The sequence below is a fragment of the Streptomyces sp. NPDC020801 genome (assembly GCF_044334385.1).
In the GTDB taxonomy this organism is placed as follows: Bacteria; Actinomycetota; Actinomycetes; order Streptomycetales; family Streptomycetaceae; genus Streptomyces.
Window position 1 is genome coordinate 26,020 of the sequence record NZ_JBIRST010000032.1, and the last position, 26,670, is coordinate 52,689.

General features: G+C 69.2%; 26 protein-coding genes. 3 read left to right on the forward strand and 23 right to left on the reverse strand.

The features are described from left to right. Window positions 1-2 precede the first annotated feature (2 nt). The 14 genes from ACH4UM_RS37845 to ACH4UM_RS37910 all read right to left on the reverse strand — a co-directional run bounded on the left by ACH4UM_RS37845 (window position 3) and on the right by ACH4UM_RS37910 (window position 17,690). Window positions 3-860, reverse strand: a complete 858-nt coding sequence (locus tag ACH4UM_RS37845; protein ID WP_398189957.1) for a hypothetical protein — start codon at window positions 858-860, stop codon at window positions 3-5. Continuing rightward, complete coding sequence (locus ACH4UM_RS37850; RefSeq protein ID WP_398189960.1) at window positions 860-1,579, reverse strand: SAF domain-containing protein; 720 nt, start codon at window positions 1,577-1,579, stop codon at window positions 860-862. Before ACH4UM_RS37850 ends, ACH4UM_RS37845 begins: the two co-directional genes overlap by 1 nt. A gap of 36 nt (window positions 1,580-1,615) precedes the next feature. Beyond that, window positions 1,616-2,545: an ATP/GTP-binding protein gene (locus ACH4UM_RS37855; RefSeq protein WP_398189962.1), complete on the reverse strand. Its 930-nt coding sequence runs from the start codon at window positions 2,543-2,545 to the stop codon at window positions 1,616-1,618. After that, on the reverse strand, window positions 2,494-3,117 hold the full coding sequence (locus ACH4UM_RS37860) for a hypothetical protein (RefSeq protein WP_398189965.1): 624 nt from the start codon (window positions 3,115-3,117) through the stop codon (window positions 2,494-2,496). The genes ACH4UM_RS37855 and ACH4UM_RS37860 overlap by 52 nt, the downstream gene beginning before the upstream one ends. A 426-nt stretch (window positions 3,118-3,543) precedes the next feature. Further along, window positions 3,544-3,909, reverse strand: coding sequence for a hypothetical protein (locus ACH4UM_RS37865; RefSeq protein ID WP_398189968.1), 366 nt, complete (start codon window positions 3,907-3,909; stop codon window positions 3,544-3,546). Window positions 3,910-4,184: 275 nt separating this feature from the next. After that, window positions 4,185-5,270, reverse strand: coding sequence for an NlpC/P60 family protein (locus tag ACH4UM_RS37870; RefSeq protein ID WP_398189971.1), 1,086 nt, complete (start codon window positions 5,268-5,270; stop codon window positions 4,185-4,187). Beyond that, a complete protein-coding gene (locus ACH4UM_RS37875; protein WP_398189974.1) occupies window positions 5,267-7,555 on the reverse strand; it encodes a hypothetical protein in 2,289 nt (762 codons plus the stop codon). Before ACH4UM_RS37875 ends, ACH4UM_RS37870 begins: the two co-directional genes overlap by 4 nt. Next, the gene (locus tag ACH4UM_RS37880) at window positions 7,552-8,034 is read right to left on the reverse strand and encodes a hypothetical protein (RefSeq protein WP_398189975.1); all 483 of its coding nucleotides are present in this window, start codon (window positions 8,032-8,034) and stop codon (window positions 7,552-7,554) included. Before ACH4UM_RS37880 ends, ACH4UM_RS37875 begins: the two co-directional genes overlap by 4 nt. A 202-nt stretch (window positions 8,035-8,236) precedes the next feature. Further along, window positions 8,237-10,861 carry an ATP-binding protein gene (locus ACH4UM_RS37885; protein ID WP_398189978.1) on the reverse strand — a complete coding sequence of 875 codons (2,625 nt, stop codon included), beginning with the start codon at window positions 10,859-10,861 and terminating at the stop codon, window positions 8,237-8,239. Then, window positions 10,858-11,460, reverse strand: a complete 603-nt coding sequence (locus ACH4UM_RS37890; protein WP_398189981.1) for a hypothetical protein — start codon at window positions 11,458-11,460, stop codon at window positions 10,858-10,860. Before ACH4UM_RS37890 ends, ACH4UM_RS37885 begins: the two co-directional genes overlap by 4 nt. Further along, window positions 11,457-11,789 (reverse strand): hypothetical protein, encoded by a 333-nt coding sequence (locus ACH4UM_RS37895; protein ID WP_398189984.1) that lies wholly within the window; start codon window positions 11,787-11,789, stop codon window positions 11,457-11,459. Before ACH4UM_RS37895 ends, ACH4UM_RS37890 begins: the two co-directional genes overlap by 4 nt. Next, the gene (locus tag ACH4UM_RS37900) at window positions 11,786-12,886 is read right to left on the reverse strand and encodes a conjugal transfer protein (protein ID WP_398189987.1); all 1,101 of its coding nucleotides are present in this window, start codon (window positions 12,884-12,886) and stop codon (window positions 11,786-11,788) included. Before ACH4UM_RS37900 ends, ACH4UM_RS37895 begins: the two co-directional genes overlap by 4 nt. An 894-nt stretch (window positions 12,887-13,780) precedes the next feature. Further along, the gene (locus ACH4UM_RS37905) at window positions 13,781-15,280 is read right to left on the reverse strand and encodes a DUF2637 domain-containing protein (RefSeq protein WP_398189989.1); all 1,500 of its coding nucleotides are present in this window, start codon (window positions 15,278-15,280) and stop codon (window positions 13,781-13,783) included. A 130-nt stretch (window positions 15,281-15,410) separates the two neighbouring features. Next, on the reverse strand, window positions 15,411-17,690 hold the full coding sequence (locus ACH4UM_RS37910; protein ID WP_398189991.1) for a hypothetical protein: 2,280 nt from the start codon (window positions 17,688-17,690) through the stop codon (window positions 15,411-15,413). 425 nt (window positions 17,691-18,115) lie between these two features. Here ACH4UM_RS37910 and ACH4UM_RS37915 point away from each other — a divergent pair, with 425 nt between their 5' ends. Both ACH4UM_RS37915 and ACH4UM_RS37920 read left to right on the forward strand, forming a co-directional pair. Continuing rightward, the gene (locus ACH4UM_RS37915; protein ID WP_398189994.1) at window positions 18,116-19,270 is read left to right on the forward strand and encodes a ParA family protein; all 1,155 of its coding nucleotides are present in this window, start codon (window positions 18,116-18,118) and stop codon (window positions 19,268-19,270) included. Then, entirely contained in the window at window positions 19,267-20,559 is a 1,293-nt protein-coding gene (locus tag ACH4UM_RS37920) for a ParB/RepB/Spo0J family partition protein (protein ID WP_398189997.1), read from the forward strand. The genes ACH4UM_RS37915 and ACH4UM_RS37920 overlap by 4 nt, the downstream gene beginning before the upstream one ends. 185 nt (window positions 20,560-20,744) lie before the next feature. Here ACH4UM_RS37920 and ACH4UM_RS37925 read toward each other — a convergent pair whose 3' ends face one another. Both ACH4UM_RS37925 and ACH4UM_RS37930 read right to left on the reverse strand, forming a co-directional pair. Further along, window positions 20,745-21,212 (reverse strand): hypothetical protein, encoded by a 468-nt coding sequence (locus ACH4UM_RS37925; protein ID WP_398190000.1) that lies wholly within the window; start codon window positions 21,210-21,212, stop codon window positions 20,745-20,747. 80 nt (window positions 21,213-21,292) lie between these two features. Beyond that, the gene (locus ACH4UM_RS37930; protein WP_398190002.1) at window positions 21,293-21,535 is read right to left on the reverse strand and encodes a hypothetical protein; all 243 of its coding nucleotides are present in this window, start codon (window positions 21,533-21,535) and stop codon (window positions 21,293-21,295) included. A gap of 507 nt (window positions 21,536-22,042) precedes the next feature. Here ACH4UM_RS37930 and ACH4UM_RS37935 point away from each other — a divergent pair. Further along, the gene (locus ACH4UM_RS37935; protein WP_398190005.1) at window positions 22,043-22,204 is read left to right on the forward strand and encodes a hypothetical protein; all 162 of its coding nucleotides are present in this window, start codon (window positions 22,043-22,045) and stop codon (window positions 22,202-22,204) included. A gap of 344 nt (window positions 22,205-22,548) precedes the next feature. Here the strand turns inward: ACH4UM_RS37935 and ACH4UM_RS37940 are convergent, their stop codons facing one another. From ACH4UM_RS37940 to ACH4UM_RS37970, 7 genes are all read right to left on the reverse strand, one after another. Then, window positions 22,549-23,019: a hypothetical protein gene (locus ACH4UM_RS37940; protein WP_398190008.1), complete on the reverse strand. Its 471-nt coding sequence runs from the start codon at window positions 23,017-23,019 to the stop codon at window positions 22,549-22,551. Window positions 23,020-23,033: 14 nt separating this feature from the next. Further along, the gene (locus ACH4UM_RS37945) at window positions 23,034-23,669 is read right to left on the reverse strand and encodes a hypothetical protein (protein ID WP_398190014.1); all 636 of its coding nucleotides are present in this window, start codon (window positions 23,667-23,669) and stop codon (window positions 23,034-23,036) included. Window positions 23,670-24,078: 409 nt separating this feature from the next. Continuing rightward, window positions 24,079-25,251, reverse strand: a complete 1,173-nt coding sequence (locus tag ACH4UM_RS37950) for a DUF2637 domain-containing protein (protein WP_398190017.1) — start codon at window positions 25,249-25,251, stop codon at window positions 24,079-24,081. A gap of 30 nt (window positions 25,252-25,281) precedes the next feature. After that, window positions 25,282-25,710: a hypothetical protein gene (locus ACH4UM_RS37955; protein ID WP_398190020.1), complete on the reverse strand. Its 429-nt coding sequence runs from the start codon at window positions 25,708-25,710 to the stop codon at window positions 25,282-25,284. Window positions 25,711-25,837: 127 nt separating this feature from the next. Then, entirely contained in the window at window positions 25,838-26,182 is a 345-nt protein-coding gene (locus tag ACH4UM_RS37960) for a hypothetical protein (protein ID WP_398190022.1), read from the reverse strand. A 134-nt stretch (window positions 26,183-26,316) separates the two neighbouring features. Then, on the reverse strand, window positions 26,317-26,490 hold the full coding sequence (locus ACH4UM_RS37965; protein WP_398190025.1) for a hypothetical protein: 174 nt from the start codon (window positions 26,488-26,490) through the stop codon (window positions 26,317-26,319). Beyond that, window positions 26,490-26,654, reverse strand: coding sequence for a hypothetical protein (locus ACH4UM_RS37970; RefSeq protein WP_398190028.1), 165 nt, complete (start codon window positions 26,652-26,654; stop codon window positions 26,490-26,492). The genes ACH4UM_RS37965 and ACH4UM_RS37970 overlap by 1 nt, the downstream gene beginning before the upstream one ends. Window positions 26,655-26,670 lie beyond the last annotated feature (16 nt).

Consider the following 26,670-nt stretch of genomic DNA (forward strand, 5'->3'; position numbering starts at 1 on the left):
GCTCAGCGCGCACCGGTCGCTCCCTTCATCAGGCGCTGGTGCAGCGGCGAGGCGAGCCGTGCCCGGCGAGTTGCCACTCGCTGCCGGATAGGGGTCGTCGCGTCCCGCGCGGCGCTCATCAGCTTGCCCTGGAGGAAGCCACGCCCTTCGGGTGCGCCGTCGGACAGAACGGCGGCTTCCTCGGGCCGGTACGGCAGCGTCGCCAAGACAGGGGTACCGATGCCTCGCCGGTCGAGTTCGGCTTCGACTTCCCGTGCGCTGTAGGGGCCCTGCTTGATCAGCACGATGCCCAAAGAGCCGGATCCGCGGCCGTGTTCACCGTCCAGGAGTGCACGGAGCTGGGCAATGCGGGACTGCGCGAAGTGCAGGCTACGGACCGTGCCGCGCATGACCACCAATACGGCGTCCGCGCGCAGGGCCAGGACGCCTGAGGGGCCGAACGCGCCCGAGCGTCCGAGGTCGACCAGCACGTCGTGGCCGTGCGCCTCGATTCCGGCGAACAGGTCCGTGAGCTGCCCCCAGACCGGGGCCAGGCTCGCGGCCTGCGACATCGACGTCAGCCCAGGCAGCAACAGACGGTTGCGCTCGCTGCGCCGCTCGTCGTTCTCCAGGGCGATCAGCTGCGGCCAGAACGCCTGAACCAGTTCCTGCGTCCGCGACGACTCGGTCAGGTTGCGCAGACCGCGGTCGGCCTCGACCCGGCCCTCCAGCGCGCCGGACAGGACGGAGCCGCCGTCGGGGTCGCACTCGGCCAGCACCATGCGCCGGCCGTCGTCCAGCGGCCATGCGCGCAGCAGCGCCAGCGCCGTACTCGTCACTCCGGGCGCGCCCGGCAGCCCGACCAGCGAGATCACCGCCATCACGAGCCTCCGGATGCGTCCACGACGAGCGCCACGTTTCCCGTCGCGGCCTGGGCTGCGAGCGAGGGGCCCTCCTCAGCGGGCACGGCGACGTCGACCACTTGGTCGTTGGTGGTCTGCTGCTTGTCCCCCACCCGTACGACCCGCGCAGAGATCGTCTTGGGCGACGCAGAGTCCCCGGCGGCCTTGCCGGTGGCAGTGCTGGTGGCCGAGCCGTCAGACGGCGTGAACACGACCAGGACCTTGTCACCAGGCGAGAGCCGGGTGGCCGGCATCTGCGTTGACTTCAACCCGATGCCCACCAGCCGCTCCCCTGCCTTCACCAGGGTGTGGGTGGTGACCTCCCCCTGGGAAAGCAGGGCGCCGGGCACCAGGGCCACAGCCGCCCGCTTGCCCACCACCTCGCTGCGCTGTGAGGCGGGGATGGGCTTGAGCGCCGAGTCCAGCGACACGGAGGCCTCGACGAGGTCGGCGTCCTGAATCACGTCACCGACCTGCACGTCATGGGCGACCGCAAGGACCGGCGTCCGCTCTCCTGTGGCCTGAAAGGCGAGGAACCCGCCTCCGCCGCCCGCAGCGATCAGGGCAACTGCCAGGGCATACATGCCAGGCCGCCGCCGGCGCGCACGGAACCCGACCGCCGCGCTGGGCACCTGACTGTGCGCCGCCTGCGCGGGCAACTGGCCCGGCATGCCGGCCGGAGCCTCCGTCTTGCTCACGATGTCCTTCTTCCTTCTGGAACACGCGTCCTGCGATCAGCTGCCCACAGCCTGCAACTCGCCCACCGCGACCTGGACCTGAGACTGACGTACCTCAGTCAACTGGCCCGTCTCCCCACCGCCGTTCACCTGCCAGTCGATCGCCCAGGTCGACGTCGCCGTCAGCTGGAACGTGCCTCCTGCGGCTGAGGTAATGGTGTACCGGTGGCCGCAGGTCGGCGACTCGGCCATCCCGTCCGACGCCTGGTACGGGGTTCCCGGTCCGGTGCACGTGACTGTGCTGCCGTCGCCGAGCTGCCACACGATCTTTGACACTCGGGCGGTGGCCGTGACGGTGATTCCGCCGGCGCTCGCGCTTGCCTGGTTGGGGCCGTAGGTGGTGGCGCTCTTGTTGACCCACAGCCACACGGGGACACCGACGGTGTACTTTCCGCCAGCCCGCGGGCTGGCGATGTCCGGTCCCTTCAAGAGCATCTTGTCCACGGCCTGTTGTGCCAGGACCCGCGGGTCGACCGCTGCGGTGGGAACAGTGGCTGACCAGAACGTCTCGAACGGCAGCACACCCGTACCGACGATGCTCGCTGCCACAGCACCAGCCGGGCAGATCCGTGTGTAGACCGCGCCATCGCCGGGTTTGTGTCCCTGCCACAGGTCGCTGCCAGGCGGGGGTTGCGGCGACATCTCCTGTACGACACACGGCGACGGGACATACTTCGCGTCGGACTTCTTGCCGGAACTACCGGAGTGCCCGGACGAACCCGGCTGCTGGGTGCTGTCCTGCGCGCACACGGAGACCCATGAGTCGGAGTTCTGGCCGCACACACCGCCTCCGCCAGAGGGTTCAGCGGAAGCGGGCAGAGCCAGCCCGGAAATAGCCATCAGTGAAGCGACGCCGGCCACGATGGCGGCCCGCGTCAGGCGGACTGGCAGGCCTTCTGTTCCGGTGTTGCGCTGAGAATCTTCCACTGCTTCCCCCACTTCTCGGCTTTGGCCACGGTCAGGTAGCGATTGATGCGCCCCTGTGGTGCGGGCACCTCTTTGCCGGTCGAGCGATACAGGCGCTTCCAGGTAGAGATGTCGAGGCAGTCCGAGAGCGTCGCCTTGGCAGGCTGGGACTGTAGGTCCAAGTCCGTCACGCGGGCCGCGCTGCGGGGTGCTCCGTCCGCGATGACGCCGTTCTGCTTCATCGTCATCAAGTCGCTCTCGACCCGGGCAACGGCGTCACCCACGGCGTACTTCTTCAGGTCGGTTCCCTCGATGGTCCCGGTCTTGTACGCCTTGGCCTGCTCTTTCCAGTAGTTGCTGTAGGCATCCAGGACGGCCTGCCGCTCGGCAGCTTGGGGGTCCGCCGAGGACGTCGTGGGGGCGGGCGTCGAGGCGACCGGCGCGGACCCGCTGCCCTTGTCCTTTCCGTCCGACGACGAACCGCACGCGGACAGGGCGAAGGCTGCACAGCCGACAATCATCAAACCGATAAGTCGATTTTGCTCATTCCGGATGCGAAGCGCGCTGCGCCTCGGTCGTACGGCTTCTGACATTGCGCCTCCCCGATTCATTCCTCAGCACCGTTCAACCCGGGGCGTGGTCGGCAGGGTGACGCGACCACCACGCTCGCTCAGATCTCGGGCGCATGCCGTAGCCACATACGTTACGCAAAGAACTGCCATGACCACACTCCGGTTCTGCCTGCTCAGGCCCACGACGCAGGCAGAAACCGCCACATTCCCGCACGGAGGGAGAAACAGGCCTGCGATTCGGCTGCTCCTTCCCGTCACAAGGGACTCGAAAGGCCCACTGAACACGGGGTGCGTTCTGGTAACGATGCTGCGCGTGAAACATCAACCCGGCTCGGGCTCAAACCCCATATGAGTCTCCGCTGTTCACTTCCCGGGCGCTATGTTGTGCCTCCGCCAGCGGAGGCGCCGCGGTCGTAGGCAGCGCGCGGTGGAGGTGGATTGTGGTCGTCATCGATTCGGCTGCCAGGCCGAGTTGTGCCGGATGAGGAGGACCTGGGCCGGGCGTCCGTCCTCGGCCTCGCCAGCGGGGTCCTCCCCTGCCCACACAAGTCGTACTCGGACGCGGCTGGGGCTTCCGCCTAGGCTGCGGGCGATGCCCGCTTGGATCCGTACGTTGCGGTACGGGATGCGCAGCAGCTCGTTGCCGAAGTAGGCCGGCCATTGGTCGCGGCCGGTGCCCGTGACCTCGGCGAGCCAGATGTGGGAGCCGAGGGCGACGAGTTGCTTCTCTTCGGCGCGGGGCAGATCGGCGGGTGAGCTGCTTTCGAGGACCTGTTGGATGGCGTAGTCACCGCCGGGGCCGTCCCCGGTCACGGGTACAACCCCGGCTGACGGCGTGGCGGCCCTGCTGCGGTGCGGCAGTGATGCGGATGCCTTCGGTGAAGGCAATGGCGCCGGGGAGATGCGGCTCGGTGATGGCGCGGTGCGTGCAGCAGTGGGCAGCGCAGCCGAAGAAAAGGGCGCTGAGACGTCCTGTCCCGTGCGGGCGTGTGCCGGTCTGAGCAAGGTGAGGCCGAGCACGGTGCACACGGTTCCCAGGAGTAGCGGCCAGGCGATGGATGTCAGGCGTGGGATGCGGGTGTTGGTGTTCACAGCAGTCGGGCACCTCCGGCGTAGCCCTGGTCCCAGACCTGCTCGGTCCGTACGACCGTTCCGGGCCTTGGGGCGTTGATCATCATAGAATTGCCCAGGTAGATGCCGACGTGGTGGATGGTGCTGTCGGATCCGGGGTCGTAGGCGAAGAAGACGAGGTCTCCGGGCTGAAGGGCGCCCACCCCGGCGCTGGCGGGGATGCGCTTGCCCACGCCGGCCTGCTCGGCTGCGGTCTCGGGCAGGTTGATGCCGACCTGGGCGTAGGCGTAGAGGGTCAGGCCCGAGCAGTCGAATCCGGTGATGCTCGTGCCGGACTTGCCGCTCGGTGAGCAGCAGGTGCCTTTGGTGGGTCCGTGGGAGTCTCCTCCGCCCCAGGAGTAGGGGACGCCGAGCTGTGTGAAGGCGGCGTTGATGACGGTGGCAGCTGTTCCGGTGGCGTGGGTGTTGGTGCGGATCGTGCCGTCGCCGAGCTGGTTGTAGCGGTCGATCCAGGACGTGACGTCGTCGAGGTACGCCTGGGAGTGGTTGTACTGGAGGATGGCCGCGTCGAGTTGGGAGCGGTCGGTGAGGTTGCGGCCGTTGCCGCACAGGTAGACGGCGGCGCCGAGCGCGGCGTCGTCCGCGTTGTCGGGGTCTTTGGTGCCGTCGCCGTTGCCGTCGCGGCCGGTGCTCTCCCAGGTGGAAGGCAGGAACTGGAAAGGGCCTACGGCCCGGTTGTTGCCCTCGGGGTAGGCGGTGGTGTTGCCGCCGACGCCGGAGCCGTCGAGGAGCGGGCCGCGGATGTGCGGGGTGATGTCCCCGTTGTCGGCGATCTTGTGTCCGGCCGCATGGTTGGACTCGATCTTGGCGATGCCCGCGAGGACCGCCCACGTCATCCCCTTGCAGGCAGGGACCTGCGACGGCAGCTGTGCAGCCGCCGACTCGTAGGCCTGGAGCATGCGTGGAGGGATGCCGGAGACGTCTCCGACGGTCTGCATGGACGGAGCGGCCATCTGCTGCTGACGGACGCCGACCACCAGGGCGAAGAAGACGGGGATGACGAGCAGGCCGAGGAGGATCACAGCGCAGCCGATCCGTTTCACGCTCCCTCCCCTGGATCAGGCGTCCCGGGCCGGGGCGGAGCGGCCTGGTAGCGGGGGCGGCCGTGTTCGTCGAGCCAGGTCTGCTGCCAGGTGCGCATCCGGTTGGCTCGCTGGATGGGGCCGGCGACGGCCTGGTAGCCGCGGCGGACGGGGGTGGTGGCTTCGTGTACCCCTTCGCGGGTGTCGGTCCGCCACTCGGCGGCGGCCCGCCGGTAGTGGGCACTCTGGCGGCCGAATTCCTGGTTGAGTTCGGTACTGAGCTCGCTGGTGGCCCGGCGTGCCCGGGTCCAGGTGGCGGGCAGGCCGACGGTGGAGTAGTAGCCGAGCTTGGAGGCGCGGACCAGGATGCGGCCGCCGCGGGTGCGGCGCAGTCCGGCTTCGAGCCGGGCGCCGTAGGGGATGACGCCCTGGTCGCTGTTGTCGATGACCCGGCCGGTGCGGCCGTCGATTAGTCGGGGCAGCGGGCGCCCGTCCGGGCCGACAGGGGTGATCTCCTGCCGGGGTCGCTTCGGTCCGATCAATGCGGCGTGCGCGGTGCGCAGGCCGAGGGCGACCGGTGCCAGGGCACGGCGGCCCTCGGCGCCGGCCTCGGCGAGGAAGGCGCCGGGGTGGCCGACGAGTCCGGTGCTGTCGCCCAGCGAGCGCAGGCTGGAGGCGAGGCCAGCGTGGCGGTTCATGAAGGACAGGTGGGCGCCTGATCCGCCGCCGGTGCCGCCGTAGTTGAGGGAGGACAGGGCGGCCGCGGTGGCGGCGGCGTTGGAGTCCATGGTGGTGCTGCCGCCGATGCGGGCGTAGCGCATGCGGTCGGCGATGCGCTGGCCCAGGTCCCTGCCCTTGCGGAGCATGACGCGGTGGCCAGCCAGGGCGGTGACGGCGAGTCCGTCGAGGGTGACCAGCCGTTCGAGCAAGGGGGTTTGGCTGTCGGCGAGCATGGCGCGTGCGGCGATACCGAAGGCGGGGATGAACACGGCGATGCCGAACAGGACAACGGCGGCGGAGGCGAAGGTCCCCAGCCACTTCCACAGCACAGCGCGGTTGGGGCCGGGCAGCAGCGACCAGGCCAACACGGCGCCTGCGCACACGGCCGCGATGACACAGCCGAACTGCGCGGCGAACAGGGCCAGGACCATCGAGATGACGACCAGGCAGAGGATGAGGGTGGCGATGAGCACCGCGACGGCGCCGATGAACCGGCTCCACGTGGGCTTGCTCATGTAGTCGGAAACGGCCTTGCCCTCGTCGCCGAGCTTGCTGAACTGCTGCTCGGGGGGCGCGGACTGCTTGCCGCTCTTGAGGCAGTACTTCTTCGCCTCGCCGTCGATCAGCGAGCAGGTCTTGACGACCTCGGGGCTGGCCGTTTCCCAGGACCGCGTGAGGATCACTTTGTGGACCTTGTAGAGCGGGCTGTCCTTGTCGATCACCTCGCCGTACTCCAGGAGCATGTAGGGCTGGACGACCAGGGTGTCGGTCAGGGTCCGGGTGATGGGCCCCGAGACGGCGGCGGAGGTCAGGTAGCGCGTGCCGCTCAGACAGGCGTCCTTCGCCGGCCCCTGGATGACGGCGCACTGCTGTTTGCGCTGCTTGGCCTCGTCCTTGGGCGAGGTCGTTTCGGCGCTCTTACGGCAGGCGTCCTGTGCGGGGCCGGTGATCAGGTTGCAGGGGTCGTTGGCCTTGCTGGTGTCGCTGCCGTTGGCGGTGATGTCGGCGGCCTCCAGCGCGGCGCGCTGCGTCTGCTGGACAGGGCCGTTGTAGCCGAGCAGCATGGCTGGGCGCACCGTGGTGGTCGCGGCGAGCGCGGCGATGAGCAGGGTGAGCAGGATTTCCCCGGCGCCGCGCGCGGACCGCCCTCGCATGATCATGATCAGGCCGAAGACGAAGGCCCAGGTGGTGAACAGGCCTGCGATCCCCAAGGGGCCGATGATCTGCCGCTGGTAGGAGTCGGCGACGGTCTGGGCGGGCCCGGTCAGTTTGTCCAGGACGGGGAACTTGTACGCCCAGTCGACGAGCCAGCAGGCGAAGCCGGTGATGGTGCGGGAGATGGCGAAGGTGCCGCTGGTGAGGAAGTTGAGGACGGTGCCGGTGACGCTGTCGTCGCCGTGGCCGGTCAGTTCGTAGTGGTCGAGCGTTGCACCCTCACTCGTCTTGACGTTGAGCGGGTCCAGCAAGCCGCCCGAGGAGCCGGAGTTGTCGGCGGCGAAGGAGGGCACGCTCGCGACTACGAGCAGGAGGGCGGTTATGGCGATGACGGTGCCGGCGGCCCGCCAGCGGTGCGAGGGAGCGTTCACCGCTGGCCTCGCCGGCGCAGCCGGAGGGCGATGACGATCAGGGTGAGGACCGCCGCGGCGAAGGCCAGTCGCTCGTACTGGCGCGGGCCGGGGAGTTCGCGTCCGGGGTTGCGCCGGCAGTAGGCCTTGGCGGGGCCGACGATGAGATCGCAGGGGTCGCTGTGCGCGGGGGTGGTGGGGTGCGGGGTGAAGGCGTTTCCGGTGTGGGGCCACCAGATGTCGGGGACGCCGTGGCACAGCGGCAGCAAGGCGGCCACGGCGGCCACGGCCAGGAGCACGAGCGTCCAGGCGAGGAGAGCGCGAGCCGGCCGGCCGGGGGCGAAGATGCCGCCGCTCGCAGCCTGCGGCACAGACACGTCGTACTCGTAGGGGGTGTGTGCGAGGTGCTGCTGGGGGGTGATCGTGACGGTCCCGGTGTGGTGGCCGGCCTCGACCGTGTGGGTGTCGGGGGTGCGTCGGTGCAGCAGGCGGGCGGTCATGATGGCTCCCTCATGTGGGGCGGTGGGGTGACGCTCTTAGAGTTCGTCGCGCCGCTTACCGCCTCGCTTGCCAGCGGGAGCCCTGCGGCGTCACAGGGCCATAACTCCTGCTCAGGCCGGGCGTGGTAAGTGCAGGTGACGCGGTTGGTAGGCGCCGCTCACAGGGCAGTGCGCAACGTGGTCGGGGCGGGCTGCTGCTGGCTCACTGGTCTCTTCCGGCGCTGGCCGAGAAGTCGGCGGGGGCCTCGGGAAGGGCCGTTTCGTCCGGGGTGGTGAAGATCTCCGCGAGCAGCCGGTCGACGGTGGGCACGAGGGCCTTGAAGCGGCCGATCTGCATGCGCGGGTCGCGGGAGAGGAACTCTCCGGCCCGGTCGCTCTGGCCGAACGGTGACAGGTCAGTGGTGACCATGCGCAGCAGGGCCTCGTCTTCGCCGGGCAGTCCGAGCCATTCCAGTCCGCGTGCGGCCAGGACGGGGTCGGCGGTGCGGGACAGGAACCGGTAGGCGAGCAGACCGCGTGCGGTGGAGGTGCCGAGTTCGAGGACGTCGTGGCAGCCGAGTCCGACGCCGGCGCCGTGCTTGCGGCCGTCGAAGACGATCTCGTCGACCAGGGCCTGGCCCTCGGCGGAGGAGGTGAGCCAGTACGCCTCATCGAGGGGCAGCAGGCAGAACCTCGCGTCGGCGAAGGCCACTTCGCGGGCGATCGCCGCGATCAGGTACAGCACGGCGCGGCCGATGATGGCCTCCAGAGGCTGGGTGCGCATCAGTTCCGGTTTGGTGACCGCTTCCCTGGGCGGCAGGCTCAGGCCACTGGTGGTGATGACCACGAAGTCGCTGGTGACGTCGGAGACCAGGTCCAAGGGCGGGAGCTCGGGGTCGAAGACGGCAGCGGCCAGCGGTTCGTCGGCGGCGACCTGGAGCCACTCGACGAGTGAGGCGGCGCGCTCGGCGCGGGGCCCCTCACCGTCGGCCATCTCCTCCAGCGCGACCAGGACTTGGGCCATGCACGGGAACGGGGCGTCGGCGGCCTGCTTGACGGCCTTCTTCAGCAGGGCGCCGTGTTCGGTCATCGGCCCCACTCCGAGTTGCACGGTGAGGTAGCTGAGCGCGTAGCGGGCGCCGACGGCCGGGTCGTCGAACACGCGCAGCGGGTCGATGGACAGTTCGGCTTTCGCGGCGTCGACGACCTGGCAGCGGCCGGCCGCGGCTGTGGAGGCGAAGCGGGCCCATTCCCGCTTCTTGGTGCGGTCGATGGCGATGACGCGGCCGCCGCGGTCGACGACGGCGGACGAGATCAGCTTGAGCAGGACGCTCTTGCCGCCGCCGAGGTCGCCGGCGACGCCGAACGACGCGGAGGCATTCCGGATCGGCGCATCAGCGATGTCGAGGAGTGTGGGGGTGACGGTGCCGACGTCCTGGGAGAAACCGATCATGGCACCGGTGGGGTCGCCGAAGGCGTGCCCGTTCAAGGCGCCGTGCATGGCCCAGTCCTCGCCGAGTTCGTACTGGGCGTACTGGCGGGTGGCTCCGGGAGCGGTGGTGGCCGGCAGGGTGAGGGTGAACAGCTCGCCCTGGCCGCCGCGAGGCCGTTGCAAGCGGAAGTTGGCGCCGCGCAGGCGGGAGTGCAGGCGTCCGGCGCGCTCGTCGCATTCTGCTGTGGTGTCGCCCCAGACGGTCATGACGGTGACGGACTGGACCTCGACCTCGACGCTGTTGCGGCCGGCCCGTGCTCCGAGGTCGCCCAGGTCCTCGGCGGCGTCGTGCATGTCCTCGGGCAGCCCGGTCTCGTGCTGCGCCGCGTACTGGTCGGCCTGCTCGACCAGGTCCCTCTTCTTCTTGCGGACCTCCTCCACGACCTTCTCCGTGGGGACCAGCCGCATGTCGACCACCCAGTCGACGGGGAAAGGCAGGCCATCCAGCCAGGTGAAGAAGTCCCCGCCGGCGGTGGTGAACTTCCGGGGCATCTCCGCCAGCGCCAGCTGGGCCTGATACGAGCAGCCGGCCTCGGATTCCACCTGGAGCCACCGGCGTCCGGTCATGCCGTTCTGGCTCCGGCGACGGGTACGGCGGGCGGACTTCCTCGCTGTGCCGGGGTCGGCGGCGGTCTCCGACTCGTCGTCGAAGCCGCCTTCGAGGAGCCGGACGTCGCCGAGGTCCGCATGCGAGGGAGCGCGCAGGGTTCCGCTGACCAGGCGACTGCCCCGCATGCCAGAGCGCTCGGCCTCGGCGAGCAGCGGCTCCTCCAGGCCGCGCGCGACGGCGTGCTGATGCATCCACACGATCTCCGCGGGACGGGCAGGGCGCAGGCCGAGCCCTCCACTGAGTTCGGCGGCCAGCTGGCGGGCTCGCTGCTGGAAGTCGGCGACTTCGTCGGCCGGCACGGGCGCCGGGGGAAGGCCCAGTGTGTCGGCGAGTTCCGCCCACGCCGTGGCGAAGGCGGCCGACAGCTCCGCGCGAGCGCCGGGCCTCTCCAGCGGAACGGCCAGCCACAGGGTGCGCCGGTGCATCTCCACCGGTGTCGTGAGGTCCTCCCCCGCGAGCAGTCGCAGCTGGGCGTCGGCGACCTCGGCCCAGTGCGGGTGCCTGCGGTAGTCGACTCCCTCGACGGTGCGGGCGACGACCTCGCCGGGGTCGACACGGGCGCACAGCCCGTACAGGCGGGCGCCGCCGGGCAGGGAGCGCACCAGGGCGGTGACCCGGTACTGCAACTCGTCGCGGGCCCGCTCGTCCATGTACCGGGAGCCCTGCGGAGTCAGCGACCAGATCGCCCACACGGTGCCGGAGGACCACACCAGGTTGTCGACGATGTGACGGATGGCGAGTTTCACTGTCCGGCCTCCTGCCGGGCACGCAGCATCTGCTGCAAGGGCGTGGGCACCGGCCGGACCACCGGCGAGGCGGAGTGTGTGGCCGCCGTGCGGGGGCGGCTGAAGCGGCGCCGTCGGCTGGCGGCAGCAGTCGCCGGCGGGCGTACGCGGCCGGTGCTGGGCTTCGCCGCCCGGATAGGCCGGGCGGCGGAGGCATCGTGGTCGGCGTCGAGCGTGGTGTCCTCGATCAGGAAGGTGCCGTGCATGAGGCGGGTGCCCCGCTCACGGGCGGGTCGGCCGGCGATGCGGCCGTTCTTCGGCTGAAGGACGTACTGCACCCACCCGTAGGCGATCCACATCGGAGAACGGCCGCCGATGCGGGTGGCACGGGCCATCCACACCAGGACACCGAGGCCGACGACGGGCGCCGGCCCCATGAACGACCACCACGAGAACGTCTTGATCAGTACGAAGACACCGACGGCGCCGATCACCATCTGGGCCGGGGTATAGGGGCCGAGCGGCAGCACCCAGTCCCCGACCTTGCCCAGAACCCAGGGGTGACGGCGGGCACGGGTGTAGCTACGCCCGACGCGCACCGTAGCTGCGGTGGTGCTCACGCGCGCTCACCGTCCGTCGGCTGCTGGTGGATCGGGGCGGCGCCTCCCGGGATCAGCGGGGCGTGCGTGGCCGGGGCGCCCTTGATGTTGGTGACCTCGTCCTTGAACGCGTTGGAGATGTCCGCGCGGCCGTTGTAGACGGCGGTGGCGACGACCAGGCCGAGGAGAGCTCCGATACCCGCCTTGATGGAGAGCTTCTTGATCACGGTGATGACGACGATGGCCAGCAGACCCAACTTGAGCGTGCCGTCCGCCCAGCCGTTGCCCACCTGGAGCAGGTGGTCGCCGATGTTCGCAAACTCACCGGCCAGGATCACGTTGTGCGTCATCGGGTCACCTCCACGCCGGCGACAGGGGCGCTGGCATCGATCCGGGTCTCAAAGGCTGAAGTGGTCTGCGCCGTGGATGAGGGCGCGGTCGAACTCGTGCGGGTGCCACCCGTCTTCGCCGCGGTGCTCTCCAGGCCGGACTGCAAAGTGACGACCTCCCACCTGCCGCCGCGCACCCTGAGTTCCAGCGCGTAGGCCAGCGGCCACTGCCCGCCATCGGCGTCCTTGGCGGTGATCTGTGCCTGGACCCGCGCGGTGTCACCGTCGTGGCCGGCCGTGCCGTCCGTGGAGCTGACCGCCTTCAGCTCATCCACCGACACGGTGGTGAACGCGGCCGCTGGCAGCGCGGGCAGGGTGGTGCCCGGGGCCAGGTAGCGCTCGGCGCCGTCCTCGGCCCCCAGGTAGGCGCTCAGGAACTGGCCCACGGTGGAGGCCAGGGCCGACCCGGTGGGCACCTGCGCGCCGTACGGGTCGTCGGGCTCGTGCAGCACAGCCGGGCCGGCGATCTCAGCGGGCGCGCCGGTGACGGCGAAGGCCTGCTGCGAGCCGGGCGAACCGCTGGCGGCGTCTGTGGCAACGACGGGCAGCGCGAAGTAGCGGACGAGGTCCTGGCCGTTGGAACCGGCGGCGTCCTTGAGTTCGACGGCGACAGTGACCGACCAGGCGCCGTCGCCCTGCCGGGCGGTGCGCACAGCGGTCAGGCGCTCCACGCCGGGGGCGCGCTCACCCCACGTCGGGGGCTGCACAGACGGCGCCATCACGTGCAGCTGCCGCGCGGCCGGGGAGTCCTGGCCGGTGCCGCTGCGCAGCCACAGGCCGAGGAACAGCTCGGCGAACCCGGCCGGGTCGGCGGCAGCCTCGGTGTGGTCGTCGGCCCGGGTCACGGGAGCCAGCCGAGGAGCGGCTGCCGACTGCCCGTGTGCGCAGCTGGCGATCAGCGCGAGCGGGCCGGCGGCCACGGCGGCCCAGACTGCGAGACGCACCAGCCGGGTCCGGCGTACGGGCAGTGTCCGTGTCCGGTGTGCCGCTGCACTCACATCGGTCGGCCCGTTGGTCTGGGGGCCGCTGCGGGAGCGGCGGGGGACGGAGGGGGGCATGGACTGCTCCTCATCAGGAGGGGTTTCTGTGCCCACACCTTTCGTTCTGGCCCTTACCGCCCCGCTTGCCGCCAGGGCCTCAGTGGCGTCACAAGGCCATAACTCCCGGCCTGAGCAGCCGTGGTAAGCGGCCTCTGATCTGGTGGTAAGCGAGGTGGTAAGTGGTTGCGGCCGTGGTAAGCGAGCCGTGCTTCACTCACCACCGCAGGCCAGCGGGCGGTTCAGGGGCTCTCGGGCGGGCTGTGTTCGCTGACCATCGCCCCGCCGGTCGTCATTTCCTGCGGGCCGTCGGGGAACCGAGTCCGCGGCCGGCAGGGGCGCACGAGATTCCACGCTTTCGACACCACGCCGCGGGACGTGATCGACGGGGTCGATCACTCGGCAGGGGCGCACAAGATTCCACACTTTCGACATGGCGCGGACCTGCCAGCAGCGGTCGAGGCTGAGGGCCGGGCGCCATTGGAACCGGCGGCGGTGAATTCCAACGTGACCTCCGCGTACGGCCGGCGGCATTCCAACCCGGCCCGGGCTGGCCGTTCCAACGCCCTGCGGTCCGTGCTGCTCGGGACACTGCACTGGCATTCCACAGGACCCGCGCCACCCGCTGCGCAGCCCCTGGCTTGCCTGGTGGGCAAGCCGCGAACCGGTGCCTACACCGGGCACCTTCCTGTCGCCCTCTCATTGGAAAGGTTGGAAAAATGCAGGTCAGAGAGTTTTCCAAGAGAAGCGCCGACGTCAGGGCTTCCCGTCACGTCCATGCGCGTGCTGCGGCTTCGCCGGGGTCCCTGGCCGCGAGTGATGGTGGCCGGGCCGTCCGAACGAGGCGCGTCCCAGCGGCTTGTGGCCGGGGTGGATCAAGGGCATTCCACCCCGGGACGACAGCGGATTCCAATGTCACGCCTCTGCGGCCTGCGCGGCGCGGGCGTCAGCCTTGCGGATGTCCCCGATGTACTTGCGGACCGTGCTCTGCTTGTAGCCGGTCATCTCAACCAGCTGGGGAGCAAGCACGTTCGCCGACAGCCCCCGCTTGTCCTCGGGCAGGTGGCGGTAGTGCCACTCCACCAACTCGACTCCCTTAATGCCATCCGGAGTCACCGGAGGCGCCGCCTCTTCGTGAGGCTGATCGCCGTCTGCAGCTGGCTGGTCCTCGACCTCGTGAGAGGGCGTCTGCGGCGTCGCAGGCTCCGGCTCGCTCGGTTCGTCGGGGATCCGCATCTGCACGATGTGCCGAGTGGGACCGCCGGTCCGATCAGCGGCCACGCCAGCCCGCCCGTCCTGGAGGACGTCGTGGAACTCGGGGCTGGAATCCTCTCGTTCCAGGTCTGGTGCAGTGTCCGAGGACGCATTCCAGCGACTACTGGAATCCAGCTCGGCGTCGTCGTGATGCTGTTCGCGCTCCAATGGCGACACCACCGCCTCGCTCGTCGCGCGGTCGATGTCGATGTGGAGGGCCTCCTCGTCTCCGCTCTCTCCCGGGGCATCTCCCCCACCCCAGGCCGATGCATCACCCTCACGGGCCGGATGAGGCATCTGCTCGGACTGCGGTACGTCCGGCGGGCTCGGCACCGAGTGGTGCGGCGTGGACCACAGAGTGTCCTGCTCCGTCACCTGCTCGAAGGTGTGCGCGTGGAGGCCGGCGAGCGCCAGGGCCTCGTGCTGCACGGGAGGCTCGGGCTGCGGCCGCGGCACCTTGATTCCTGCGGCGGCCAAGCCCGCCTGCGCCGTGTCAGCGAGCGGTACGCCATAGCGCGCGAGGCGCAGCGGCATGAGCGACTCCACCGGAGCCTTCCTGCGCCATGCGCGGCCGAAGCGGGAGTGGAGGCGGGCCTGGTAGACGAGGCGCTCCTGCTCCAGCTTGATGACCTGGTCGTAGGAGCGCAGCTCCCACAGCTTCATCCGGCGCCACAGGAGGAACGTCGGCACCGGGGAGAGCAGCCAGCGGGTGATGCGGACGCCCTCCATGTGCTTGTCGGCCGTGATGTCGGCGATACGGCCGATCGCGTGCCGGGCCGCTTCGACGGCGACCACGAACAGGATCGGGATCACCGCGTGCATGCCCACGCCCAGCGGGTCCGGCCAGGCGGCCGCGCCGTTGAAGGCGATCGTCGCCGCCGTCAGCAGCCACGCCGTCTGCCGCAGCAGCGGGAAGGGAATGCGTATCCAGGTCAGCAGCAGGTCCAGGGCGAGCAGCACACAGATGCCCGCGTCGATGCCGACCGGGAACACGTAGGAGAAGTTCCCGAAGCCCTTCTTGACGGCCAGCTCGCGGACGGCCGCGTACGAGCCGGCGAAGCCGATGCCTGCGATGGTCACCGCGCCGGTAACCACCACCCCGATCAGGGCACGCTGAGCCCTGGTGAGTGTCGCTGCCTTGGACTCCTTTGCCGCAGCCACGCTGCTGCCCCTCCCATATCTGTAATGAACAGGTTTCACATTGTCATGCGCGCACTGGTCGCGTGACGTCGGTGCGCGATCGATACCGCGTTGGGAGGGAGTGGCCCCGGCTTGCGCCGGGGCCGTCGCCCTACGCAGTGGCCTTGGCCGTGTTCCAAGCTGCTAGCCAGGTCTCCAGCTCGGCTCGGGTGTAGTAGGTGACCCTGCCGTCCGTGACCCCTTCGGGCACCGCGACGCCGCGGTCCTTGGACCGCTGGAGCAGGTACTTGCGGGCGGTCTCATACCTCCAGGGCAGGATCCCTTCCTTGCAGGCGTCGGCAACGGAGAACGTGTCGGGCAAGGACGCGTCCTCGGCCTGCTCGGCCGCGAGCGCCGTATCCGGATCGGCTGTCCCGATCTTTGTCCCGCCACCGGTCCCAACGAGCACTGTCCCGAGGTCTGACCTGGGAGAACCCCCTCCAACCCCCCTGTTGCTCCGCACCGGGACAACCGGCCGCGACAACGGAGCGAACTTGCCGCCGGGCAGGAAGTTGGCGGCCGCCGCCTCTTCCTGGGCCTGGGCGAGCGCCTCAGGGGTGATCCACGGCGCCATCTCCCCCGAGTCGAACCATGCCGGCGCTTGGGGGGCGTTGGTAAGCAGCTCCTGGACGTGCGGCGTGATGTATGCAGCCTGGAACTCGCGCACCCAGGCGTAGTCACCGTCCGGATCGGTCTGGTTGTCGGCGTACGCGCCCCGCCCCTTGATGGTGGTGTCGTACCCGAAGCGCGGAGCGTTCTGCCCGTAGGCGACACCCCAGCTCACCATGTCCTGCTTGCCGATGACGATCTTCGTGCCGATCTGCTTGCGGCCGATGGTGCCGCCGAACAACGAGTTGTCGAACTGCTGGGCGCCGACCACGACGCGGTGATCGGAGGATCGGCCCATCATCAAGATGATGGTGAACCAGTCGATGAACGGCGGCGTGCCCTTCTGCTTGATCCCGTGCTTCCACCACGTGTAAGCGAACCGGATCAGAGTGGGCAGCTCGTCGATGACCAGCAGACGCGGAACGAGCTGCGTGCGCAGCTGCGGGTCTCCGTCCAGGCCGAGGGACTTCTCCGCCGCGATCATCGAGGTCATGAACTCGGCGAAGGCACCCATGCAAGCGCGGGTCGTCTTGTGGATCCGGATCCCGGAGTGCCCCTCCGCCTCGATCATGGAGTTTTCCTTGTTGTCGAGGATGTCAACGACCCAGCCGTTCTGCCGGCCGTGCACGACGGGGATGTAGAGCATCGACGACTTGCCGGCGCCAGTGTCGCCTGCCACGCCCCAGTGCGGTGTCTCCGATTCGGTGGCCACCACCACGTCGACGATGCGATCGCCCTCGACGGCCTGGCCGACGAACACCTTGTAGGGGTTGCCGGTTGACCTCCACGGCACCGAAGTGGCCAGCTGCGGGCGGGGCTTGGGCGCCGGCTTCGGAGTGAACTCCACGTACGGGTTGCGGCCGCGCTGAGTGTAGGAGGCGACCCACTCGCCGGGCAGCCGGGAGTGGAGGATGTGCGCGAGCAGCGCGCGTTCCTTCTCGGCCCCAAGCCACTGCAAGGGCAGGCGGATCACGATGCGTGCGTCGCCGTCGGACAGGTCGGCTGGCAGGAGCATCCAGTAGGCCTCGCCGCGTTCCTGGTCCTCGGCGGACAGCCGCAGCACCTGGATCAGAGCCGCCCACAGGCCAGGCCCGTACGTCTGCGCGTCATTGCGGGAACGGCTGCCGCGCGGCACGACCAGGATGGCGACCGCGGCCGCGACGGGCACGGTGATGACGAGGATCACGGCTGTCCACTCGGGCGCCCGCCACAATCCGGCGACAGCCGCCACGGTTCCCATCCGAACCGCAGAGCGGGCCGCTCCAGGCCACCGGTGCCAGGTCTCACCCATCCGCGTCAGTGCACGAGGAGAGGTGAGAAAGGCGGTCCGGGAGCGGCGAGGTTGCGGGGTTTTCACGTCCATAGCTGTGTCAGGACGGGCGAGGTCGCCGGCCAAGGCGCGGTCGAGTCGCTCCCCTGGCCTGAGATAGGTGGAGTCGGTCTTGGGCTCGCCCCATAGGGGCTGGCCCGCTACGAACCGCCAGGCGCCGCCGAGCAGTCCGCCGGCCGTGGCCGCGAGGCCTTCGCCGAGGGTGTCGGCGGCTCCGTCGAGTCCGGCGCGTTCCTTCTTGCCCTGCGCTGCCACGCGGCGCGTTCCGATCCCGTACAGGGCGGCGATCACCAGGACTCCGCAGATGCCCCAGAGCTGGAGTTCGGCGGCGCTGTCGGGCAGGACGGAGATCAGCCAGGAGGTAGGCCGGTCGATGTCCGAGCCGTGCCCGGCGGTGGTGGTGAGGGGGGAGGCGATCGTGTGGACCATCGCGTGATCCGTCGTGCTCCGCACCAGTTCCCCTTTCGAGTGAAGGGGGACTCGCGCGTCCGGCAGGTAGGCGTCGGGAAGACGTGAATCCCTGCTGGCCGGAGCGAATCCCGGTCGACCAGCCGCGTTGAGCGGCTGTGGGTCCCACGTTGAAGCCGACGGCCTGGGGACAGAGAACGGCAGCGTGGACCTGTGCGGATGGTGTCGGGGCGCCCTCACCACCACGCTCACCGTCATTGCCCCTCCATGGCCACGAACAGGTCTCAATCCCCTCGGTAAGTACGGCGGTCAGACCATTCGACGACCGTGTGCACTTACCACCGCAGGTCAGAAGCCATCCGCGACGCAGGAGGCGCTCGCAAGCCGGGGACATCTGCTATCTCCGTCGATCCCCCGCGCACAACCGTGTCTGCCGCAACCATGCTTGACCCAGTGAGTAAGGTAACCGCATGACCACCCCTTACCCCCCCGAGGATCGGGAAAAGGTAGTAACCAAGCTTCCCACCGAGCTGCGTCGAGAACTCAAGGTTCGTGCTGCCGAGCTGGGCACCGACATCCAGACCGCTGTCGCTGAGGGCGTTGAGGCCTGGCGTGAGGCCAAGGACCGCCCAGTGGTCGACACTGCTGGCGGCACCTCCTTCGCCACCTATCTCCCGACCGGTCTGTACGGCAAGCTCAAGAAGGACTGCACAGTCCAAAAGATCACCTACAACCAAGGGCTGGCTCAGTCGATCCGGCTGTGGCTCGACACGCATCCCTCCCCGGCACCGCGGCCGCCCCGCACCACCGGGGCGCGTCGAATCGTCTACGGCAACCAAAAGGGCGGCGTGGGCAAGACGTCAACCTCGGCCGGCACGTCACAGGCCATCGGCGAGATGGGCCACCGCACCGTGCTGATCGACTTCGACCCGCAAGGCCACCTAACCAAGCAGCTCGGCTACCAGATGCTCGACATCGACGCCCCGAGTCTGGCCAAGCACATGCTCGGAGAGGCCAAGGGTGAGCTGCGAGACCTCCTGGTCCCCATAAAGGGCGGCGACTTCGAGGACCGGCTCTGGCTCCTGCCGGCCTGCAAGGACGCCTTCCTGCTGGATGCCAAGCTCGCCACCAGCCGGACAGTCCGTATCAAGGAGACGGCGCTGGAGAAGGCGCTCGAACCTCTGGAGCAGGACTTCGATTACATCGTGATCGACTGCCCGCCGAGCCTCGGCTACACCATGGACACCGCTCTGTACTACGGCCGCACCCGCGAGGGCGAAGAGCCCAATACCTCAGGTGTCGTCATCCCGGTCCTGGCAGAGGACACCTCCGCCGACGCGTACGACATGCTGTACGACCAGATCCAGGACCTCATCGAAGACATGGGCATCGACATCGCCCTGCTTGGGTTCGTCGTCAACATGTACGACAGCCGCAAGGGCTACGTCGCAACGTCCTCCCTGGAGGAATGGCAGAACATCGGCGATCCGCCCGTCCTCGCCGTCATCCCCGAACTCAAGGAACAGCGCGAAGCTGTCCGCATGAAGCAACCGCTGCTGGCCTACGAGCCTGACTGCGAGCAGTCCATGGTCATGCGCACCATCGCTCGGAAGGTCATCGGATGAGCGTCGCCGACAAGCTCGGTAAGGGAACGTCGTTCGGCAGCGTTCCACGCGGCCGCAGTGCTCGAGGACGCGCCAAGGCCGTCACCCAAGGCGATGTCCCCGCTTACGAACTGGTCCGCCTCCAGTTGGACGAGGTCTCCCCCACCCCTCTCAACCCACGCCGGAATTTCGGCACGGACGAGCAGCTCACGCGCTTCGGGGAGGAACTACGCCGCGTCCAGCTCGCGGCCTGCGTGGTAGTGACCCGGGCCGCATACCTCAACCTGTGGGCGGACCACGAAGAACAGATCGGCACTGCCGCACACGTCTTGGTGAACGGCGAGCGACGGTACCGGAGCGCGGTCCACGTGGGTATGGATGCCCTGGACTTCGTCGTCCGGGACGACCTGGCCACCACCCGTGAAGACTTCATCGAGAACCTGCTGCAGGAGAACCTCGACCGCGAGGACTTCGACGTCATTGAACGCGCCCGGGGCGTCCAGGAGCTCGTGGCCGTCTGCGCGGAGGAAAACGAGGCCGGCGCTCAGACCCGCGCCGCCGAGCGGCTTGGCAAGTCCAAGGCGTGGGTGACCAACCACCTTGCTCTGCTGACCCTTCCGGGTGAGCTTCAGGTCATGCTGAGTTCGGGGGCCCTCGCGGAACGAGACGGGCGGTTGCTCGCCCGCCATTACAAGAAGCAACCCGAGCTGAGCGCAGCCCAGCTTCTGGAGCACCTGAAGAAGGTCAAGGAGGAGGAAGCTCGGGCCAAGCAGGAGGTACGAACCCTCCTTCAGGCCGCCAAGAGCCAGCAGGCGTTGACCGCGGTCAACGCTTCCCATGACACCCCCGAGGGCACGGCGAGCGACGACACCATGGCCTCGGGAGCGTTGACCGCGGTCAACACCCCAGAACCGCCGGCATCCGAGGACGGGCACAACCCTCCGGAGACGGCCGAGTCCGCGAACCCGTCACCGCAGCCGGTGTTGACCGCGGTCAACACCACAGAAGCGCCGAGCCCTGAGACCGATGCCTCTGCAACTGTCGTCGCGGAACCTGCCATGCATATCCCGGCCGCGTTGACCGCGGTCAACGCCGACCCTGCTCCCGACGCAGTGGGTCAGGTTCCGAACCAGGCTTCGGGCGGCCACTCCGGTCCTTCCGCGGACGCTCTCTGGGACGACCCGGACGCGGTGTACGAGGTCTTGATCGAGAAGATGGCGCCGGAGCACCGAGTGCATCTAGCGAAACGTCTACTGGACTCCAGTGGCTCGCCGGTTCGTGTTGACCGCGGTCAACACGAAATCCGGTAGGCGCCCTCTAACCCCAACTGAAAACGATCATGCGGCGAGGCCTTCGCACCCAACCTGGTGGATGGGTGGGCGGAGGCCTCGCCGCATGTCTCCTCCGGTGAGGATGCCAAGCGCGTCACGGGCGAGTCACCGACGGCGTGTTGCATCGCAGCTGCGTCGATAGGGAAGGCGCCGAGGTCGGGGGCTCATCGGTCCTTCTCCTCGTCGACCTGGTCCTGCTGCTCGTCGTCGCTGGGCTTCACCAGATGCGGGGCTTGGATACCCGCGGGCGGTACGAGATCGATCAGCTTGTAATCCGCGTACTCGTCACTCAGGTCGTCCGGCCAGTCGACCGTCACCGGATGCGCGTTCCGCTCACTCGTGATGATCCAGGAGAGCACGGGGAGGACGATCACGCCCTCGGGGTCGTCCGCGTTGCCAGTGATGGAGTAGCGGGCCGTCCATCCATCCGCCGGCAGGACTCCGAGGACCCGGCCGCACGTCCCTATCCCCAAGACTGAGCCGAACTCTTGGGCCTTCTTCAACCGCCCGTCGCCATAGGACGGGATCAGGGGGAAGCCGTCGGGGCTCCAGCCCTCAACAGGCCGGCTGGACTTCTTGTCATGGAAGTACACGTAATAGCCGGTCGTGCTGTAGCTCACTTCGTTTGTCATAGTTCTCCTTCGTCGGCGTCAGGGGCCAGGTGGCCGCGCCAGTCACCAGGTGCACCTTGGTGGCCAGCGTGGCGACCTGGTCAGAGGTGGGCGCGTATGAAGCCGATGAGGGCCAGGACGGCGCACCCTGCGAAGAACAGGCCGATTGTGGAGAGCCTGATGAACTGGCCGCCGTCGTCGGTGGAGGTGATCTCTTCGCCGTCAGGGATGTGGCCGCCATGCACGAGATTGCGGTGCCGGTTGCATTCGTCCTCTGCTGAGCGGCGGTTGGGGGCGGCGGGCGAGGTGGTGCGGCAGGTTCCGCAGCGGTACGCGTAGGCCACGGTCGGCTCCTCAAGGAGATTGGGTCTCCCTGAGGATGCCCGATCGGCGGCGGCTGTGGATCTCTTTTCAGACTGGTAGACGGGGTAGACGGGGTGAGTAGCCGATGTAGGCAGCTGATAGTTCTTGCAGGTCAGAGCGTTGTAGCTGGGGTAGGTAGGCGGATTCGGGGACACGTGGGGCGGGGGAGGGGGGAAGGTTTTGCAACCGGCGCCGGGGCCCTGTCGGTGGCCCTCTGGGCCGGTTGACGGGCGGGCCGGTGTGGGGGGTCAGGAGAGGGGGAGGTCCGCCCTCTCGGCGGGGCGATGAGTGAGGGTCAGGTCAGGCACCAGAGGGGCGGGCAGACGGGGGGCTCTGCCGAGGTGGTCTCGGAGTTGATCCCAGCGCACTCCAGGGCGGTTGCGCCCGCCCATGTTGATGCCTCGTGAGACGGGGATATTGCGGGTCTCCAACTCCTTCCGGAGGCGGGCCACGTCCCACTCGTGTGTGAGTGCCCATCGAGGGTTGCGGTGGAGAGCGGCGAGGAGTTCCGCGAGGTGCTCGCCAGCGCGCTGTTCTTGGTGGGCTGCTGCTACGGCGTACTCGACGAAACGGGGAAGCTGCTGTTCGAGTTCGGCCGCAGTGAGGGGCTGCAGCTCATGCGGTTCCTCGTCCTCCTCTCCCTCCCCTGACGTTTCGTGATCATTTTCGGGAGATCCTTCTTTGCGCAGGCCGGCCTTTCCCTCGCCCTCTCCCCCGTCTGAGTCGATCTTGGAGGGGTGCGGGGCTCCGGCTCTCCATGCCGCGACGCCCGCAACCACGGCGCCCGCAGTGCCGGACACCATCGGGAACTGGGTGGCCACGCTCCCGATGATGCCCGCGCCGATCAGCACTCCCACGGCCCGTTCCGGGATCTCGCCGGGCACGGCGATGACCCAGCCCAGGCCGTCGCCGACCAGGCGGACACCGCCGCGTGCGAGGCGTTTTGCTGGTTCGGCGGATCCCTGGAACGGGATCTTCAGTTCGTTGCGCAGGCTCATCCCGCCAGCCCGATCTGTCGGGCGCCCATGTGGATCAGCCAGCCGGGCCAGTTCCACCAGCCGCCGGCGGCAGCGTAGAGGGTGGCGGCGGTGAAGCCGACGACCACGGCGCGGCCCTTCTTGTGCCTGCGCAGGAGGGCGAACGCCGTGACGATGATGGCGCAAGCGCCCCACCCCCAGCTTGCGGCAGGTGCGGCGGCGATGGAGCGGATCATGTTGCCGGGGCCGCCCCATCCGGCAGACTCGAAGAACGCCGACGCGCAGAAGCCCATGACCAGCATCACTTCTGGCGTGAACTTGCTCGCGTACTTGTCGTTGCCGCCCTTCTTCAGGACGAGGATGATCACGGCCGAGATGATCGCGGCGAGGCCGGCGGCGGTGATCGCGCCGAGGCCGGTGCCCCCGCCGAGGTCGGTCGGCGGCGGTGCGATGGCCGGGGCCTGCGCGGGAGCGGCGGTGGTGAACACAGGGACGTTCCTTTTCAGTGAGTGAGGGAGGTCGGGGCGTATAGGAGGGCGACGAACAGAGCCGAGGAGAGCGGGGCGCGGCCGGCCCACGCGAGCGGCGGCCACCATCCCCGGGTGCGCCAGTGGATGAGCCCTCCGGCGGTGATGAACACGAGACTCAGGGCGCAGGCGCCGGCAGCGCCTTCGGATCGGCCGCAGTCGTAGAGCCAGCCCGTCAGGGTCGGCAGGAGCCGGAGTCCCCAGCCGAGGAGGGCGGGAGAGGCCCAGTAGATGCACCACTTGACGCGGTTGACGTGCCAACCGGTCGGGCTCAGAGCGGCGTCGACCAGATCGGCGCCCTTCCTACTCCTGGATGCGTCCTGCCGGGGGCCCTCCTTGGTGATCTCGTGGGCCTGCGGAGGAGTGACGGGAGGCGGGGGTGTGGGGCCGGTCCACTCCCATCCGCCGGTGGCAGGCTGCGTCTGGTCGGGCTCGTCGCTGGTGTGGAACGTGTCGCCCTGGGCGGCGTCGTAGACGTTGCCCCACCATTCACCAGCGGGGTCGCGGGGGTCGGGGGTCAGGTCGAGCCGCTCGGGCTCCGCCCCCGGCTGCGCCTCTTCCGGCTCGCTCCGCGGCACCTTGACACGCCACCAGTCGGTCTTGCCGGTCACTGCCCCCTCCCCTCTCCCGCGGGGAGAGGAGCAAAAGGGCTGTCTACCTGGGCATCTACCGGATCTATCGGGGTGCTTCGCTGCCAGGCGCCGGGGCGGCGCATGCAGTTGAGCAGCAGGGTGCGGGCCCAGCGCTCGTCCGCGCCGGGTGCGGATTCGGGCGTGACGTTGTCCGCGGGAGTAGGGGGGTTCCCACGCTCCCGCTCGGCGAGCTGTCCGAGGTCGGCGGACGCGGTGGTGCCCGTGGGCACGCGTGGGTCGATCTCGGATGAGGTCCCCACACGATGGGAACGCATTTTCGATTCTTGTTCCGGCATGATGCTCGGTGCTCCTGACGCTCGTGAGGTTCGGGAGTGGCGGCGCCCGGCCGGGCCTCGACAACTCGGGCCGGGCGTCGCTCTGTTGCTGCTTAGTCGGTGGTCTGGGCGGCGGCGGCCTTGGCCTTCTTTTCCTCGTCCTGAACCGCGTTGCGAAGGCGGATGAGATAGCGGTTCTGTCCGCCGCCGACGGCGTGCTTCACGATGCTGACGGAGAGCTTGTCGGCTCCGCCGAGGGCCTTCGCAGCCCGGCGGACCTTTGCCAGATCCGCCGGCCTGAGCGGCCGTTCGTCGGCGTCGCCCTTCTCCCCCGAAGTGGCCTGCTTCCCTTTACCGACAAGGGTTGTAGCCATGTGGACACGGCGCTTCCGAGAAGACTTGCGGCTGTTGCGTGCCATCGATCGCGCGTTGGCGTCGGCCTCGTCGCAGATGGTGGAGAGGGCGGCGAGCATCTCGTCACGGTCAAGGTCGCGGACGTTTCCGTCGGCGACGTCCTCCCGGTAGGAGCAGACCTCTACCGGCGCCTTGCGGACCCTGCCGTAGCGCTGCTTGATGTACCGGGCGCAGGCGCGGCGGAGACGTTCGAGCTTGAGGGCGTTGCTGTAGGAGGTGATCTCCCACAGGCGCATGCGGCGCCACAGGAGGAAGGTCGGCAGGGGAGCGAGGAGCCAGCGGGAGAGGCGGACGCCGTCCATGCGGGTTCCGTCCTCGATGCCCGCGAGCTGGGCGACGGCGTTACGTCCAGACTCGACGCCGATCACGAACAGGACGGGCAACACGGCGTGGAGGCCGGTGCCGGTCCAGTCGCCTTGGCCCCACGCCCCGGCGGCGTTGAACCACACCGTGGCCGCGGTCAGCAGATGTGCGGCGGGGCGGAGCACCGGGACGGGCAGGCGCATCATGGCGAGCGCGAGATCCAGGGAGAGGAATGCGCCGATGCCGGCGTCCACGCCGATCGGGACCCATCGGGCGATTGCCGGGCTGATGCCGTGGTCGAGGGCGAGATGCTGCACGGCGCTGTAGGAACCGGCGAAGCCGATGAGGCCGACAACAACCGCCCCGAGGACGGAGGTTGCGAGCAGGAGCCACACAGGCCAGCGGCGGGGCCGGCTGGGAGGCTCGGGTGTGTCCGGTGTCTGCTCGGCCGGCTGTTGTGCGGCGGGGCTGGGGTCGACGAGCAGTCCGGCGTCGGTGATGCGCCGGATATCGGTCTCGTACTCGGACAGCGTCTTGTCGATGTGCTCGACGTCCACGGAGAGAGCCATGAGGGGATTCCTTGCTGGTGACGGGGTCGGTCAGGAGCGGTGGGTGATGACGGCTCCGGTGCGGACGCAGGAGGAACAGGCCCAGCCCCATACGGGGTGCGGCTCGCCGCGTCGGCCTCCGCCGCAGACGGGACAGGTGTCCCCGTCGCCGGGGGTGGGCCACAGGGGGCCGTTGCCGGCGCGCGCGGTCTTGATCCGGTCCCAGAAGCCTTCGGCCGCTCCCCTGCCGGTCTGCCTGCGGCCGGCGATCTCGTGGCCGCTTCCCCGCCAGGACTCCACGCGGCGGATCAGGCCGCGTTCGCGGAGGATGGCGCAGGCGCGGGACAAGGTGCGGCGGGACGTGCCGTAGATGTCGTTGAGGTCGTCGTACGACGGGAACGGAGCGCCGGGCGTGGCGTCGGCGATGCGCCGCGCGATGTCGTCGGCGATCTGGAGGGCGCGGGCCTCGAAGTAGGCCAAAGTACCGTTAGTACCGAGGTCAGTACCGGGGGCAGTACCGCCCATTTCTGTTGGTCCTCCTGGATGTTGGGTTACAAGGGCTGGGCCCCCGGCCGGCAGGGCCGGGGGCGTGGTGTTCAGGTGGGGGTCAGCACGGCAGGTTGGGCGGCAGGTTGGCGTACTGCCGGCGCACGAAGCCGGAGTAGGAGGAGCCCCAACCGCCGGGCTCGACCTGATGGACCTTGATCAGGTCGACGCCGTTGACGCGTACGCACTGGCCGAGGAATTCGAAGCGGGTCCCCTCACCGATGCCGCTGTCGGTGGGAGCTCCGGACCCGGTGCGGAGGATGAGGCCGCCGGTCCCGGCCTGGGGGGTGCCGAAGTACTCGGCCGGGTAGGTGGTTTCGGCGGCGGCGCTGGTCGCGGTGCCCAGGGTGACGAGGGCTGCGGTGGTGGTGACCGCTGCGACAGCGGCGGCAATGCGGTTGTCCACGAGCATGGTTCCCGTTCTGTGCTGGACGTTCCCGCCGTGGCGGCGGGGGGCCGGTCGGCCGTGGCCGCCCCGGTCGGTGCGCTTCCGCGTGGTGCGGTGTCGATGCCGGACCGGAGCGACTACGGACCGGCCGGTCAGTCGTCCATGCGTCCGGACCGCCGTGCCTGCTCGGGAACCTCACGCCCCTCGACCGGGGCCGTTCGGGCAGCCTGGAGCCGGGCGTTCAGACCGTCCTGTCCGGTCCTCTGCTTCGGCGTCCAACGGTCGCCGCTCGTGCTGCTGCCGGTGTTCTTGCTGCGTCCGAGCATCAGCGCTCACCCCGCTCGCCCGACGGAGTACCGGAGTTGGTGGACTTCGGCAGGTTGTCGGTGGCGTGGCTGCGGCCGAGCGCGAGCTGGTCACGCGCTGCCCCGGCGAGGGCGGCGCGGCTCTGCTGGTGCTGGCGGTAGGTCTCCAGGTCCTGCTGGCTCACCGAGCACCCCCGGCGG

Bases quoted from the DNA above. Each gene is read 5' to 3' on its own strand.
- ACH4UM_RS37915 (WP_398189994.1), top strand. From the start codon at position 18,116: ATGACCACCCCTTACCCCCCCGAGGATCGGGAAAAGGTAGTAACCAAG.
- ACH4UM_RS37925 (WP_398190000.1), bottom strand. From the start codon at position 21,212: ATGACAAACGAAGTGAGCTACAGCACGACCGGCTATTACGTGTACTTC.
- ACH4UM_RS37880 (WP_398189975.1), bottom strand. From the start codon at position 8,034: ATGACCGCCCGCCTGCTGCACCGACGCACCCCCGACACCCACACGGTC.
- ACH4UM_RS37920 (WP_398189997.1), top strand. From the start codon at position 19,267: ATGAGCGTCGCCGACAAGCTCGGTAAGGGAACGTCGTTCGGCAGCGTT.
- ACH4UM_RS37950 (WP_398190017.1), bottom strand. From the start codon at position 25,251: ATGGCTCTCTCCGTGGACGTCGAGCACATCGACAAGACGCTGTCCGAG.
- ACH4UM_RS37860 (WP_398189965.1), bottom strand. From the start codon at position 3,117: ATGTCAGAAGCCGTACGACCGAGGCGCAGCGCGCTTCGCATCCGGAAT.
- ACH4UM_RS37900 (WP_398189987.1), bottom strand. From the start codon at position 12,886: ATGCCCCCCTCCGTCCCCCGCCGCTCCCGCAGCGGCCCCCAGACCAAC.
- ACH4UM_RS37895 (WP_398189984.1), bottom strand. From the start codon at position 11,789: ATGACGCACAACGTGATCCTGGCCGGTGAGTTTGCGAACATCGGCGAC.
- ACH4UM_RS37845 (WP_398189957.1), bottom strand. From the start codon at position 860: ATGGCGGTGATCTCGCTGGTCGGGCTGCCGGGCGCGCCCGGAGTGACG.
- ACH4UM_RS37965 (WP_398190025.1), bottom strand. From the start codon at position 26,490: ATGCTCGGACGCAGCAAGAACACCGGCAGCAGCACGAGCGGCGACCGT.